Raw genomic sequence first — 15,801 nt, forward strand, 5'->3', positions numbered from 1 at the left:
ATGGCACAGGATACAAAAAAAAACCGTTTGTTATATTTTTAAGAATTGAATTTCATTTACCGGGTCATTATTCTCTAACCCTGCTGAATATGACACAAAAGCTTTAATAGAAAACATACAAATTTAACGATGGAAAACTCTGTAGCCACGAAAAATTATAAGTACGTAAGTTACCTTTGGGATGAGGAGGTTGCTAAGTCTTTTGGCGATGATCAAGTTGGATTACTGATTTACCGCTCTAACTTATTGGGCGCCGACCTGCGCCTGACAAACTATGCCGGTGGTAATACCAGCTGCAAAACAGTTGAGAAAGACCCTCTTACCGGGAATGACGTGGACGTGATGTGGGTGAAAGGCTCCGGCGGCGACTTGGGTACTTTGAAGAAGAGTGGCCTGGCAGGACTTTACCTGGAGAAGCTGCACAGCCTGAAAAACGTGTATCGTGGCCTGGAGCACGAAGATGAGATGGTGGCGCTGTTTAACCGCTGCATCTACGACCTCGACTCCAAAGCTCCGTCTATCGACACGCCGCTGCACGCTTTCCTGCCATTCAAGCACATCGACCACCTGCACCCGGATGCTATCATTGCTATTGCTGCCTCTAAAGACGGCGAAAGAATAACCAAAGAACTCTTCGGAGGTAAACTGGCCTGGGTGAAGTGGCAAAAGCCTGGTTTCGACCTGGGTCTGCTGCTGGAGAAAACAGTACAGGAGAATCCGGGCATTACGGGCCTGATCCTGGGAAGCCACGGCCTGTTTACCTGGGGCGACACCGCATACGAAAGCTATGTGAACACCCTGGATACCATTGAGCGTGCCTCTGAGTACCTGAACGAAAACTTCGGCAAGAACCGCCCTGTTTTTGGTGGTGCTAAAATAGAGTCGCTGCCAAAAGAGGAGCGCCTGGAAAAAGCCAGTGCGCTTATCCCGATCCTGAGAGGATTCACTTCCAGCCAGAACCGCATGATCGGCCACTTCACTGACGATGAGCGCGTACTGGAATACATCAACAGCAACGACCTGGACAAACTGGCTCCGCTTGGTACCAGCTGCCCGGACCACTTCCTGCGCACAAAAATCCGTCCGCTGGTACTGAACCTGGCTCCTGACGCTGATCTTTCGGACACAGAAGCTGTAAAAGCACAGATTGCAAAGCAGTTCGAAGCCTACCGTGCCGATTACACTGCTTACTATGAGCGTAGCAAGCACCACAACAGCCCGGCTATCCGCGATACCAACCCGGTTATTATTATTTATCCAGGTGTAGGTATGTTCTCTTTTGCCAAAGACAAGCAGACAACCCGCGTGTCCAGCGAATTCTATATCAATGCCATTAACGTGATGAAAGGCGCTGAGGCCATCTCTGAATACCAGGGACTGCCGGAGCAGGAGGCCTTTAACATTGAGTACTGGTTATTGGAAGAGGCGAAACTGCAGCGTATGCCAAAGGAGAAAGCCCTGTCGCGTAAAATTGCGCTGGTAACAGGAGCATCTGGCGGTATAGGCAAAGCCATTGCTGAGAAAATGGCCCAGGAAGGTGCCTGCGTAGTTTTGACCGACATGAACGCAGAAGCACTGGAAGAAGCAAAAGCTGAATTCGAAAGCAAATTCTCGAAAGACATTGTAGCCACGGCCGTAGTAAACGTAACAGACCCGCAAGCCATTGTTGACTCCTTCAAGAAAGCAAACCTTGCGTTTGGTGGTGTAGACATTGTAGTAAACTGCGCCGGTCTTTCTATCTCTAAATCTATTACAGACACAACTGAGGCCGATTACGATATTCTGCAGGACGTGCTGGTAAAAGGACAGTTCCTGGTATCGAAAGAAGCTGTAAAAGTGCTGCGCAAGCAGGCTACCGGTGGCGACATCGTGAACATTGCCAGCAAGAACGGTATCGTATCAGGCCCGAACAACGTGGCTTACGGTACTGCCAAAGCAGCTCAGATGCACATGTCGCGCCTGTTGGCTGCCGAGCTTGGCCCCGACAAGATCCGTGTGAACGTGGTTAACCCGGACGCCGTAATTCGTGGCAGCAAAATTTGGGGAAGCGGATGGGCTGCAGGCCGTGCGAAAGCGTACGGCATCAGCATCGAAGAACTTCCGGCTTATTATGCCAAGCGTACGGTGCTGAACGAAGAGATTCTGGCCGAAGACATCGCAAATGCTGTGTTTGTGTTTGTTGGCGGCCTGATGAACAAGAGCACAGGCAACGTGCTGAACGTAGATGGTGGTGTTCCGGCAGCTTTCCTGCGATAAGCTGATACACGCGTAGCAAGGCATTTTAGGTACAAAATTTATTAGGTGCCGGTATATGGGTTTTCAGCTCAGGAACCTCTATATTGCATCTGTAGATTTATGAAAGTGAATTTGTCTTTACACCAACTAAGAATAGTCTGAAAGCAGACGGTTGTATCGGACGTGGAAACAGAATAGCCACACCCGGACAACCGTCTGCTTTTTTTATTTACACGAGTTATCACCGACTTCATATAAATTATGATTCTAGACAAATCTTTGATTGAGAAGCATAACCATGCAAATCAATCGTTGCATAAAAAGAAATTTGAAGGTCTTTCTGCTGTACTGGGCGATGAAGGACATGATGTAAAAACTATACTGGAGAAAATTGCCGCTTTCCAGATCGCGATTCCGAGCTGGGCCTTAGGCACAGGTGGCACGCGTTTTGGCCGCTTTGCAGGCGGCGGTGAGCCCCGCAGCCTCGAAGAAAAGATTGAAGATGTAGGCCTGCTGCATGCCCTTAACCAATCCAGCAACTCTATCTCCCTGCACATTCCCTGGGATATTCCGAAAGACCCTAAAGCCATCACACAACTGGCTTCTTCTTTTGAACTTGGTTTTGATGCCGTAAACTCCAACACGTTCCAGGATCAGGCCGACCAGAAAGAATCTTACAAGTTCGGCTCTCTTTCGCACACCGACAAAAGCGTGCGCGACCAGGCTGTTCAGCACAACATAGAGGTAATCCGCCATGGCGTTGCGCTTGGCTCCAAGGCCCTCACGATCTGGCTTTCTGATGGCACCGACTTCCCGGGCCAGCAAAATTTCAGGCGCATGTTTGAACGAACGTTAGATTCGATTCAGCAAATCTATGCCGAGCTGCCTGCCGATTGGAAAGTGCTGGTAGAATACAAACCGTACGAGCCGCACTTCTACTCTACTGTGATCGCCGACTGGGGCACTTCGCTCCTGTTCTGCAACAAGCTGGGCGAAAAAGCGGTTGGCCTTGTGGACCTGGGCCACCACCTGCCAAACACCAACATCGAGCAGATCGTGTCGCGCTTCCTGATGGAAGGCAAGCTGGGTGGTTTCCACTTCAACGACTCCAAGTACGGCGACGACGACCTGACAGTAGGTTCTATTAAGCCTTACCAGCTGTTCCTGATCTTCAACGAACTGGTAGAAGGTATGTCGAGCCCCGAAATTAAAAATCCGGAGCTTAGCTGGATGATCGACGCGAGCCACAACATTAAAGATCCGTTGGAAGACCTGCTGCAGTCGGTGGAGGCGATTAAAATAGCGTACGCACAGGCACTGATCATAGACCGTCCGGCGTTAGAGAAAGCACAGGCAGAAAATGATGCGACCCTGGCGCAGGAAATTATGCAGAATGCTTACCGCACCGATGTAAGGCCTTTACTGGCCGAAGCACGTCAGCAGGCAGGTGCAACCCTGAACCCGGTAGGTTTCTACCGTGAGTCTAAAATCAGGGAGCAAATGGTGAGCCAGCGTGGCGCAAAATCTTTTGCTACCGGTTTGTAATTTCTGTCTTAAGCAAAAGCTTACGTAAAGATTATTTCTATATTTCAACCAGCCGGGAGCTTGCCCCTGGCTGGTTGATTTTTTCTTTTTATTATTAATTAGCAAGTTATGGTGCCTTGTGTTGCAGTATTTGATATTGGTAAGACAAATAAGAAATTCCTTCTGTTTGATCAGAACTACCAGATCATTAAAGATGAAGAAACGAGTTTTGAGGAGATAACAGACGACGATGGGGATAGCGGGGAGGACTTAACGGCGCTGGCCAACTGGCTCCGCAGTACCTGGCAAACCCTGGAGGCAGATACGAACTTTGATGTAAAAGCCGTAAACTTTACGACCTATGGTGCCAGCCTGGTTCACCTGAACAGCCAAGGGGAGCCGATTACGCCCTTATACAACTACCTGAAACCATTCCCGCTGGGCCTGGAAGAGCAGTTTTATAAAGCCTATGGCGATAAAATGCTGGTAGCGGCACAAACCTCTTCGCCTGCGCTGGGCATGCTGAACTCAGGCCTGCAACTCTATTGGCTAAAATACGGCAAACCTGATGTGTTCCGTGAGATTGCACACTCCATACACTTGCCACAGTATATTTCATTTCTGTTTACCGGGCAAATGGCGACTGACTACACCAGCCTGGGCTGTCATACCGCCTTGTGGAGCTTCGAGAAAAACTCGTACCACGACTGGGTTAGGGCAGAAGGCTTAGACAAGCTGTTTCCGCCCCTGCGCCAGCACAGTGAGCCGACCGAAATTACGTTCAGAGGAAAAGTAATTAAAGCAGGGTTAGGCCTCCACGACAGCTCCTCCGCCCTGATCCCGTACCTGAAGCAGTACCAGGAGCCGTTTTTGCTGCTTTCTACAGGCACCTGGGGAATAACCCTAAATCCGTTTGCCAAAAAGCACCTCACCATTGCTGAACTGAAACAGGACTGCCTGCAATACCTGACTTATACCGGAAACCCGGTGAAGGCATCGCGCAAGTTTATCGGCAACGCCCACGAAGTACAGGTAAAACTACTGGCCGAGCATTACCAGAAACCCGCCGATTATTTTAAGCAGGTAGCTTACAACGAAAGTCTTATTGAGAACTTCGGGGGTAGCACGTCGCCAGACGCCGCTAATGAAGTGCTGGTGAAAGACAAGATTGCCACCGCCGTGCAGATAGAGCTGGACCTGGCCTTGTACAATTCTTATGAAGAGGCTTATCATCAGCTGGTGGTTGAACTCGCAGAACAGCAGATACCGTCGATTCTGCTGGCCGCTGAAGGAGACACCAACAATTTCAGCATACTGCTGGTAGATGGCGGCTTTAGCAAAAACCCGATCTTTATGGCGCTGTTACAAAAAACCTTCCCCAACCTGCGCATGAAAGCGGGTAAGTCGGCACAGGGTACTGCGCTTGGCGCAGCCCTGGTGATGGATGCATTCTAGTTTAATGCTCCCTGCATGCTGCTCAAAGGCTTGCAGCGCTCGAACCAGTATGGGCCAGCATAACGTGCAGCAACAGCAGCAGTCCGGGTTAGCTCCGGAGGGGCATTTTTATTAGAATAATTGACCAGGAGCTATACAACTCATCTAACAAAAAAGGAAGCACTTTGCAGGACTTCCTTTTTTGTTAGATGAGTTGTATTACAAACTTCTTAACCATTTAATTACTTCATCGCGGGACTTACCTGTCTTTTGTTGCAGGCGGCCATATAGTTCGTCGTCTTTGCCTTCCTCGTAGCGAAGATCATCATCGCTCAGGTCGCCGTAGGCTTGTTTTACCTTACCTTTTATCTCGTTCCAGCGGCCTTTTAATTCTAATCTATCCATAGTTGGGTTTGTTTAAGTTAAACTCGATACCTTAAAAACGCATATGGCTGCGCAAGGTTGATGAGCAGCTTCAGAACTGTGATAATTCCAAATTATTCTAATCAAAAAGCCCTTTCAGAGCATTTGGCCGCTGCTCCTAGAGGTTAACGGCTGTTGGCAATAACGGAAGCTAATCAGCAGAAAGTGGCATAAATGCTTTTGAACACGAGTATCTGAAAGCGTGTTACAATTAATTTCAAATTATTCGAATGGAAATGGCCTTCCGGAGGCTGTTGTTAATGGTGCTGCACAAGGGCTCTGTTCTTGTCGCTAATTTCTAAAAATTAATCTTTTATGAACCAATTGAGAGCAGGATCACCAGGAAAAAAAAGCTCCTGAAGGGCATTTTGATTAGAATAATTTCGATAGTTCAAGTTAGAGCGCCCTGTACCAGAATGCAAGAAAAAGGGCCTCCATGTTCTGGAAGCCCTTTCAATATAAATACCCAACATAACTTTACTCCCAACGGAACGGCAGGAACCAATTGGCTGGATTCATCAGCTTCGCATGCGCTGCCGCTGCACCTGGGTCGTTGGCTTTTTGTAACTTGGCATATACCCGGTCAGCCAGAAACTTTGGGTCATTTCGGCGCCTGGCCACCCGTAGCAGGTCGCTCCAGCGGTTCCCTTCGTAGGCAAGCTCTAAGGCTGCTTCATCCACAAGCTTTTCTTCTATGTACAGTATTGAGTCCTGGTCAGTATTGTTCTCTGGCATTTCGAGGTGCCTTAAGTTTGCCCTTCCTCTAATACCGGCACTCTGGTGCCAAGGCTCCCGAATCACAAGCGAGCCTACGTTGGCGTTTCGGAAATTGAAGTCATACGGGAAAGGCTGAAAAGTCTCATGCTTCTGGTAGATATCGGAGATGTTGGCATCCTCGTAAGCAGTACGACCGTGGTTCAGCAAGGCCCAGGCAATTTTCCGTTGGTTATCGCGGTTTGCGGCTTCTGAATAACGCAGGTGCAATAGCGCGGCCCGGTACAGGAACCATTTGCCAGTGGTTTCCAGCGGAGCCAGCGGGCTATAGTTATAGATGTGCTTCATAATAACCGGTTGGCCATTCTGCATCTTCCAGGTCCAGCGCCCACGCTGGTCCCACGGGAAACCATTCAGCTGCTCTTGTTCATTCCACATGTCCATGGCATGTTTTGTGGGTCTTACCAGGTAGTCGCCGCCTGTGTTGGAGAACAGTTTCACGAAAGGGTTCTTAGGCTCGAACCGGCTGTCGAACTGCATATACCAGATCCACTCCCAGTTAAAAATGGCGTCGGGCGTGCGCATAAACATCGATCTCCAGCCTTTGTTAGGGTCCTCCACAAGCGAGCGGGTATCCTGTTCAGCATATCGCAGGTAGCCCACGGTCAGGTCGTTGTTAGTGGCAACATCGGCCCAGGTTACTTTATAGGAGGTAAAGATGTTCACATTTCCATTCGGGCCTTCCATTACCTGCTTATACTGCTCGGCTGCCTTGCGGTAATCGTTGTTCCAGAGGTAAAGGTCCGCCATCAACACCCTCTTGTTGATAAAGTACTTGTTGGTGTTATAGCCATCAATTACCCGGTTCATGGTGTTGAGTTCCGAGTACTGTTCTTTGTATGGCAGCGCTTCCATAACCCTGATCAGTTCCTGCACCATCTCGCCCAGGTTAAGCACCGGAAACCTCGACAGGTCTTTCACATCGTTGATCTTTGCCAGCGGATCGGTAATGTAGGGTACATTGCCGTAATGTATGGCCAGCTGCAGGTAAAGCCAGCTGCGCAACGCGGCTATGTCTGAGTAACGCTCGGCATGCTCCGCCTCCGATATTTTACTTTCTACCTTCATGCGGTCGAAGTTGGTGAGCACGTCGTTGCAGTTCACGATCAGTTCATAAAACGGCCGCGGATTGGCGTACTTATTCTCTGGAGTTACCGTATGGTTGCTTAGCTGCACCATGTCTTCTTTGGCAAATGGGGTCACTTCCATCAAATCGCCCCGCAGCTCGTTGAGCACCACATAATGCTCGGCCAAGCCAAGGAACTTACCATAGATCCCGATTACAGCTGCATCAGCGTCGAACTTATCCTGGTAAAACTGTTCTGACTGAAGCGCATCATCTGGTTTCACATCCAGTATCTTTTCACAGGAAATCAAACTCAAACTGACCAACAGCACCGGAAACACGCGCCTCATTGATTTGAATAATATCTTTTTCATCAGATGATAATAAATTAGAATTAACTAAATTTTCTACTAGAGCCCAAACCTTACACCAGCCAGCAAAGACCGCGACTGTGGCACCAGACCGGTATCGATCCCCTGCAACCTTACATCGGATGAACCGCTGAACTCCGGGTCGTAGCCCAGGTACTTGGTAAGGGTCAGGAGGTTGTTGCCAGTCATGTAAATGTTGGCATATTTGATGATCTTGGTTTTAACCGGCACCTGGTAAGCAATGGTTAGCGTGCGCAGTCTCAGGTAAGAACCGTCCTCTATCCAACGGTCTGAAAAGCGGTGGTTCCCTAAAGGGTCTCCCCAGTTGGCACGTGGCACGTCGGTCTGTTGCCCTTCGGTGCGCCATCTGTTCAATACATTCTCTGACTGGTTCTCAGCACCTTTCATCGACTCTAACTGGGCGCGGGTATAATTGTAGATGTCGTTGCCCACACTAAAGGTTACCAGGGCGTCCAGCGAAAAGCGTTTGAACTCCAGCCTGTTCGAGAACATGCCAAAGAAATCAGGATTAGAATTTCCGATTATTACCCGGTCGTTGTCATTGATCTCCTTGTCGCCATTTACATCGGTGAAGCGGATATCGCCGCCTCTGAACGGAACAAGCGAACCATCAGGCAGCTTCGTCCTGAAACCATCGGCATCGGCCTGGGCATCTGTAGCATAAACCCCATTGGTCTTATAGCCATAGAACAGGCCCACCGGCTCCCCGATTCTGGTCAGGATAGTAGCGCCGGCAAAATTTGTGGTCATGTTATCGGTAGGCAGTGCCGTAATGCGGTTCTGGTTGGCCGCGTAAGTTAGACCTACCTGCCACTTTAAGGCGCCGGTTAACAGCTGGCTGTTTAGGGCTACCTCCACACCTTTATTTTCCATGGCACCGCTGTTGGCCAGCATGTACTCAAAGCCTGTTATTTTAGCCACTGGCTGGTAGGTCAGCATGTTGTCGGTCTTGGTCTGGTAAACATCCACGCTCAGGCCTACACGCTCATTCTTCAAGGCCAGATCGAAGCCCACGTTCATTTTGCGGTTTGTTTCCCACTGCAAAGCCGGATTGGCAATATTGCCACGCACAACTCCTTGCATGCCTAACAGGTTCTGCGACACGTACAATTGGCGGGAGGAGTAGTTGCCAATATCATCGTTGCCGGTAAGGCCATAGCTGGCGCGCACCTTCAGCACCTCAATTGCTTCTATGTTGGCCATGAAATTCTCAGAAGAAATCAGCCAGCCTGCCCCTACCGATGGGAATACGCCAAATTTGTAGCCAAACATGCTCAGGGCACCATCAATTTCTTTTCCAAAGCGGGAAGAGCCGTCTATCCCCACGTTCACGTTCAGGAAGTACTTGTTGAGGACCTGGTAATCTACATTGGCGTAGTAGTTCAGCCAATTCCAGCGCCCGATGCCACCACCGGTCCTGCGCAGGGCATTAACCCCCATGCCAATGGTCTGAAGCTCGTCAGTAGCAGAGTTGTACCCAAGCCCAAAGTCATGCTCCCTCAGGTTATAGCTGTACCGCACACCCAGGTTGCTTTTAAACCCATGTATATTGTTGAACTCTTTGCCATACGACAGCTTTGTATCGTTGTAAAGCGAGAACAGACGCTGTAACTGGCTACCCATGCGGCTATATACCACCGCGTTGCTCAGCGTATCAGCCAGCACTCCTTTTCTGGGAATAAAGGTGCTCTCCCTCACTTTATCATATGTTATCCCGATCATGGTACTCAGGTTCAGGTTGGGCTTGAAGGCATAACCCGCCGATACCGATCCGAAGAAGCGATAGTTATTGTTAAGGAAGTTGGAGTTCTCTATAAGCGCCCTGGGGTTACTGATGTTGAATACATCTACATCTGTCAGGTTAGGCGACCTAACTCCTTCGTCGGAGATCACATTGGTGTTTACCAACGGTGACTTTACCAGGCCCAGGTAAAGCGGGTTGGTTTTATGCTCTAGGCCCTCCTGCTGCACCTTGTTTTCGCTGTACGTAAACGCCAGGCGGGAGCTGGCTGTTAACTTAGGGCTGATCTGGTAATCGCCGTTGAAGCGTGTCGTGTAGCGGTCGTAATTTGACTCGTCCACAATCCCTTTCTGGTTCATGTAGCCAACCGAAAGCGCATACTTGGCAATATTGTCACCGCCAGTCACACGCAGGTTGTAGTTGTTATTGATCCCATTGCGGAGCACCTGGTCCTGCCAGTTGGTATTGTTATGGTAACTATAGTACCCGGGCCTCGTTGCATCGTCGTTCATAAATGGGAGTGCCTGAATATCAGAGTCGGATAAGCCACCGGTTTTAAGTACGTCGGCCAGGTATAGCCTGTAATCATCTGCCTGCAGTACCGGCAAGGCGCTTGGCCTAAAGTTTGCCCCGCCGAACGCCGAAAAGTCGATACGGGTGGCCAGGTCTTTGGCGTAGGCAGTTGTAATCAGCATGACACCGTTGGCAGCCTTGGAACCGTAGGTGGAAACAGCATCCTTAATAAAGGTAATATTCTCGATGTCTTTGATATCAATGTGCGCCAACGGGTTGGTATAGAAGCCATTGATCAGGGAATTACTGTCGTCGTTCATGTCATAGATCATGCCATCTACGATAACAAGCGGCTGGTTTGTCCCGTTCAGCGAAGAAAAGCCCCGTAGAAACATATTCGCTCCAATGCCGGAAGTACCTGATCGCCTTACAACATTCACACCAGCTATCTGGCCCTGCAGGTAACTGTCCGGCGTCTCGAACGAGCGTCCCCATTTGTTTGGCATTCCTACCGTCACCACCGAGTTGGTGGTCGTGTTGAGGGATTGTTGATTGTTTGGCAGGTAGGCTTGGTTATAGATAGAATTGGCTGAGGCTTCTGATACGGCAACCAGCAGGTTACTTCTTCCTTTAACAGGTACCTGCTTTTGCTGAATACCATCCCCGGAGATAGTAAGGGTCGCCTTATCGGAGGGTACTTTTATGGTGAAGGCCCCGTTATCATCGGTGAACGCGGAAGAAAAACCGGGTACCGATATGCTTATACCTGGTAAAGGTGCACCTGTGTTCGCATGGCGCACTACACCCGAAATTGTTTGCCCTTCCTGCTGCACGACTCTTACTGCCACTGAATCGGCCTGTTGCGCCAGTGCCGCCGGTGCATAAACAGATAGTCCGAAACAAATAGCCAGTCCACCAAATTTCTTTATGTATGTATGCATGATAGTCTTGCTTTAAAATATTATAAGACAGGAACCAGTTTTATATAATCCACCACAATCGGGTTAAGGTCGGCACCTGACACACTGTTGCTGACCACATACATGGTTAAGGCCCCAAAACTGTCAACTGAATGTTCACCCAGGAAAACTTCTTCCTCATGGTTCATTGGAATCACAATATTCGGGAACGTAGTGGTCTGCGTACGATCGCCGATGGCCAGCCGCTGTGTAAGGTCTGCCGTGCCGAAATCCTTAACAGCTTTCATGTAAAAGCGGTAAGTGCCGGCAGGTAATCCGGGAATCCGGTACCGAACCCAGAACCCATTGTTGGTGCCATGGTCATATACCCGCAGATCGTGGTTGCCAGATGCATTTGGCCGGAAACGGTAATGAATGCGAGAGTTAACCTGGCTGGAAGAGAAATCAGCTGGCCGAACGGCTGACTCTCCTTCAATAACAATTGGCTGCATCTTATCCTCAATCCTGAAGTCTACTTTGTTCATGACGTGCACAATGCCATTGCTGGTGCGGTACGAAGAAACAATCGCATTTTTATCGACAGGCACCTTCACATTGAAAAGTGATGTCAAGGTATCGGGCAGGTTATCGCGGGTGTACAGGCCTTTAAATGCCAGGTCCTTTACAAGGTTCCAGGAGGTAAGCTGGTTGGTGCTATCCTCGGTGGAGGTTTTATAGAACCTGTTTAACTTGTTAAACTCCTGGTCGAAGGCCTCATCCGTAAGGACAATAAAGGTGTTCAGGGAGTCTTCGTGCATAATATCCCGAACACGTTCCAGGTAAGTGTTCCGCCAGATTACACCTGTTCCCGGCTTGTAGATCGGAGCACCTGTAGCCGGGTCAACGCCAATCTGCTCGGCTTGTAAAGGATCAAAGAAATTAAAGCTCTGCGCATTAATAAAGTTCTTCTGCCTCAACCCTACAGGTAGCGAATTCAGGTATTCCCAGGAATTCATTTTAGGGGACATGGCCTTGTTTATAACATGCAACACACCGTTCTTGTATTGCTTATCGGCCTCTACCACGGAAGCCTCCTCTATAGTAGATGGGACACGGTCCCAGGTAAGGTATTTCCCGTTAATGGCCTGAATCCGGATGGAAGGGTTAGGACTATAGCTATAATATTGCTGGTAACTGATATGATTCGCAACAAACTGCTTCAGCTTTTCAACATCGTTCACCACAGCCTGGTCCATGTTAGCCAGGGCTTCGTTGGTAGGTGCCCACACAGTAAACAGTTTTGAGCTAACCAGCAACTCGTTATACCCAGTTTTTTTCAGGTACTCGGCAAAACGGCTCAGATCGGGGTTTCCCTCGATAGGCTGCATCAGGTTCTCCTTCAGCACAGTATCGTGCAGCTTGGCATGGTCTTCCCATCTGTCTTTGCACGCTGCCAGGGCAGTAAGCACAAAGGCCAGCAGGATGAATGAATATCGTTTCGTAAAAATCATTATTTGCACCTATTGTTCATTATTGATGATCTGTTTATTTAGGCCTGGCAGGGGAAGCGCTCACCAACCAGGCCTGATGATAACTGCCATACAGGCAAGTGCGGAAGCAACTGGAGTTTAGTACACCGGCGTTCCATCCGGTGCGAACCGGGGTCGGATCTGATCCATATCCAACGGTATAAAGTGGATCATATCTAACCGGAATGGGTTACCTGAACTTCCGCCACGGTCTGTCAAACCTACAAAAGTCAACTTATGACGGTCAGTAGTTTTTACATCAATTATACCAACCATCCGGCCTATGTACCGTCCGGCATCCATTGGCTCTGTGTAGGCTTTGAAACCTTGCGCTTCAGCTTCTTCCGGGGTGGCTCCAGACGGATACCCAGGGTTCGGGTTCAGGCCGAAGAGGCGTGGCAGCGGATCACCGTTAAAGAAGGCCTGAATATCATTGGCGTTTACACGGCGGTAGCAGATCCAGACTTTGTATTTGCCTTTCACCAGCAGCGGCGTGGTAAAATCTATACTTGGCACCTGCGCCGGCCGCATGTTCAACAGGAAATAGTCGTTGTAGGCATGAGGGTCGTTGCTGGTAACATAGCTAATAGTAGATTTAGGCCATGTCACTTCACTAAGTGTCCCCGGCTGAATAACGGTGGTTGTTCCGGGCAGTTTTCTGAATACGGATGCCATACGGCGCAATTCAGGCTGGTCTGTCACGTCCCAGTAAACAGCCATCGGCTTGCGTATTTTAATGCGGTAATGGTCGGTTACAGCATGTAGCACGCCATTGGTCGCAGAGAAGTCGCTCTCCTCCCGAATCACTGAAGTGCCTTTTTCCCTTACCCCGTTCAACTCATCCGCATTTATCAGCAGGCTGGTGCCATCGCGACGGGTAGTTATTACTTCGAGTGGGGCCAGTGTTGGCTGAGAAGCACTGGTGATTAAGTCAGCAATATAGCTGTTGCGAGGCAGAATGTGATAGGCCATATACAGGTAGAGGCTGTCAGATGGGTTCTTAGGATCTCCCGTATGCGAAAGCCTGGCTTTCAAGTCTTCGTAAGAGTTTATACCCGCCTCCTTTAGTACCGCATTAGACTCTGCCATGACTGTAAACCATTGGCGGCTGGGTTTGGTACTGGCAGTTGCGGGAATATTTAGCGTGTCGTAAAAACCTGTTGCCTTGGCTGCCTCTGTAAATATGGAATATGCCGGGTTTGCAGCCATCATCTGCGCCACCGTAAGTTTGGCTGGCTCCAGTACCCTGTCAATCACATGCATCAAACCGTTTCCGACCCTAATGTTGCTCTTCACTACCTTAGCCTGCTTGTTCACAGTTATAAAAGACTCGCCATTCACGTTTGTAGCACCAGTAGTCAGATACTGATGATACATGGTGGCTTGTGTTATTTTCCCATCTGTAAACGACTGGGTGGAGACAGTATCTTGGATCAGGTGGAACCGTACGATCGCTTTCAGTTCCTCTACATCTAGTTGATCGACAGATGCCTTGCCCTTATCCTGTAAGAATTGTTTTACGGCATTGTTATGAGGAACAAAGATGGTATAAGAACCATAAGCAGCCAGAAAACTGGCATTGCCTGTTAAGTCAAGGATATTCCTGAACTCAGAGTACTCCTCCGGGAAACGCTCCAGGTACCCGGTAATATTCACATCGTCTGTTGTAGATATGATCAGATCCGGGTCTTTACACCGCATCATAAAAACGCTCAGGAGCATGATCAAACCAAGAAGCCGAAGTGCCGAACTTTTGGGATGTTGTATGGTTAACTTCATATAACTAGGAGGTTAAATTATTTGGCGTAAAATTGATTCTGCACAAGATTCTTATTCGTCTGGAGCTCAAACTGGAAAATGGGAAGATAGTGGCTCATTCTATCGCGGTACTTGTTCAGGATACTTTGCTGGCGATCGGCGGGAGCACTCATGGTAACCATACTCAGGAGTATGTCCAGGCGGGCATAGTTTTTTCTGCGACTGTTGCGCAGCACATCAAACCAGCGCTTGCCTTCGAAGGCAAACTCACGGGCACGTTCTTCCAGGATATAGTCCGTAAGACCATTCACATCGTCGAACTCTACCCCTCTTTCGGTAGCTTCGAGTGCATTTGCCCTTGTGCGAATCATGTTTACCAATTGTAGGGCTTCCTCTCCTTGTTCCTTTTGTGCCAGTGCCTCTGCTTTCATCAGCAATACATCGGCATAGCGGTATACAATCCAGTTAGGGTAAGGAGCAACATCTGTGCGTTGATCGGAGGAATTTTGACCTATGTATTTCCATATCCGCCCATCAGACCGCAGAGAAGCCCCGTCTGCCCGAATGTCCGCATTATCAGGGTTTACAAAGTCGATGGAATACAGCTCTTCCAGCACATGAGGAGCGGCTATAAAGCGGCGCTGATTTCTGATAATTGGGAAGAAAGGATGTGGCTGCGCCCCATACTGGATCTCAAAGATCGATTCAGGAGAATTACCGGCTACATACAGTGTATGATACCAGGAGGTGTTCCCGGCCACTAAACCAAACTGCCCGGAGTCTATGATCTTATTGGCAGTGGCAATGCACGCATCATAGTCTTCATTCCACAGGTAAACATCTGCCAGCAGCGCCTGAATACCGGCTTTTGTGAAGCGGCCCTTATTCCAGGTGCTGTTCCCAAAATTGGTTACAGCATTTATCTCTGCCTCTTTCAGATCCTGGATGATAAACTGCAGCACTTCGGCTTCGGAAGACTTTGCCAGTGTAAAACCCGTTTCGTCGCTTACAGTTGCGTCTAGCTTCAGGGGCACTTCTCCAAAAGTGCGCACCAGGTAAAAATACATGAGGCTACGTATTGCCTTCGCCTCAGCTATATCAGCGTTCAGCGTTTCTGTTTTATAGGTCGGGTCGAATTGCTGTACCTGCGGGGCAAACTCAATCAGGGTATTACAGTAGTTAATGGTTTTGTAGAAAGGGCGCCAGTTGGTAATGTTGTTCGACTCCAGAATGTTACCACCCACGATCTCCCGCTCATCTAAGGTGGCGGCATCGTTTGGGGTGACCATGTCTGCCCGTAGCTCACCCCAGGCAAACATCTTATACCCGAGGTCGCCATCGAGCAAGGAGGAGTAGCAACCAATTAGTGCGGCATTTGCCTGCTCTTTTGTTTGCCAGAACTGTTGTCGCACAATAGCATCTTGTGGCTCCAGATACAACCATTTATCGCAGGAACTCGCAATAAATACAAGGGCTATGAGCGCGAATCTTAAAATCTTGTTATTATACATGA

At 49.1% G+C, this 15,801-nt stretch carries 9 protein-coding genes; 3 read left to right on the top strand and 6 right to left on the bottom strand.

Annotated elements, in window-relative coordinates:
* Positions 1-129: 129 nt before the first annotated feature.
* The 3 genes from FJM74_RS11275 to FJM74_RS11285 all read left to right on the top strand — a co-directional run bounded on the left by FJM74_RS11275 (position 130) and on the right by FJM74_RS11285 (position 5,214).
* A complete protein-coding gene (locus FJM74_RS11275) occupies positions 130-2,256 on the top strand; it encodes a bifunctional aldolase/short-chain dehydrogenase (protein WP_187262705.1) in 2,127 nt (708 codons plus the stop codon).
* A 240-nt stretch (positions 2,257-2,496) separates the two neighbouring features.
* A complete protein-coding gene (locus FJM74_RS11280) occupies positions 2,497-3,780 on the top strand; it encodes a sugar isomerase (RefSeq protein ID WP_187262706.1) in 1,284 nt (427 codons plus the stop codon).
* A 108-nt stretch (positions 3,781-3,888) separates the two neighbouring features.
* The gene (locus FJM74_RS11285) at positions 3,889-5,214 is read left to right on the top strand and encodes an FGGY-family carbohydrate kinase (protein ID WP_187262707.1); all 1,326 of its coding nucleotides are present in this window, start codon (positions 3,889-3,891) and stop codon (positions 5,212-5,214) included.
* A gap of 198 nt (positions 5,215-5,412) precedes the next feature.
* On the opposite strand, the gene FJM74_RS11290 is transcribed toward FJM74_RS11285, so the two are convergent.
* The 6 genes from FJM74_RS11290 to FJM74_RS11315 form a co-directional block, all read right to left on the bottom strand.
* Positions 5,413-5,598 (bottom strand): CsbD family protein, encoded by a 186-nt coding sequence (locus FJM74_RS11290; RefSeq protein ID WP_187262708.1) that lies wholly within the window; start codon positions 5,596-5,598, stop codon positions 5,413-5,415.
* 495 nt (positions 5,599-6,093) lie between these two features.
* Positions 6,094-7,830: a RagB/SusD family nutrient uptake outer membrane protein gene (locus FJM74_RS11295; RefSeq protein ID WP_206684033.1), complete on the bottom strand. Its 1,737-nt coding sequence runs from the start codon at positions 7,828-7,830 to the stop codon at positions 6,094-6,096.
* Between the two features lie 36 nt (positions 7,831-7,866).
* Entirely contained in the window at positions 7,867-11,043 is a 3,177-nt protein-coding gene (locus FJM74_RS11300; RefSeq protein WP_187262709.1) for a SusC/RagA family TonB-linked outer membrane protein, read from the bottom strand.
* A gap of 20 nt (positions 11,044-11,063) precedes the next feature.
* Positions 11,064-12,512 (bottom strand): fasciclin domain-containing protein, encoded by a 1,449-nt coding sequence (locus tag FJM74_RS11305; RefSeq protein WP_187262710.1) that lies wholly within the window; start codon positions 12,510-12,512, stop codon positions 11,064-11,066.
* 117 nt (positions 12,513-12,629) lie between these two features.
* Positions 12,630-14,309 (bottom strand): fasciclin domain-containing protein, encoded by a 1,680-nt coding sequence (locus FJM74_RS11310; RefSeq protein ID WP_187262711.1) that lies wholly within the window; start codon positions 14,307-14,309, stop codon positions 12,630-12,632.
* A 17-nt stretch (positions 14,310-14,326) separates the two neighbouring features.
* Positions 14,327-15,799 carry a RagB/SusD family nutrient uptake outer membrane protein gene (locus tag FJM74_RS11315; RefSeq protein ID WP_187262712.1) on the bottom strand — a complete coding sequence of 491 codons (1,473 nt, stop codon included), beginning with the start codon at positions 15,797-15,799 and terminating at the stop codon, positions 14,327-14,329.
* Between the last annotated feature and the right edge of the window lie 2 nt (positions 15,800-15,801).

The organism is Pontibacter beigongshangensis, from assembly GCF_014332515.1.
Lineage (GTDB): Bacteria > Bacteroidota > Bacteroidia > Cytophagales > Hymenobacteraceae > Pontibacter > Pontibacter beigongshangensis.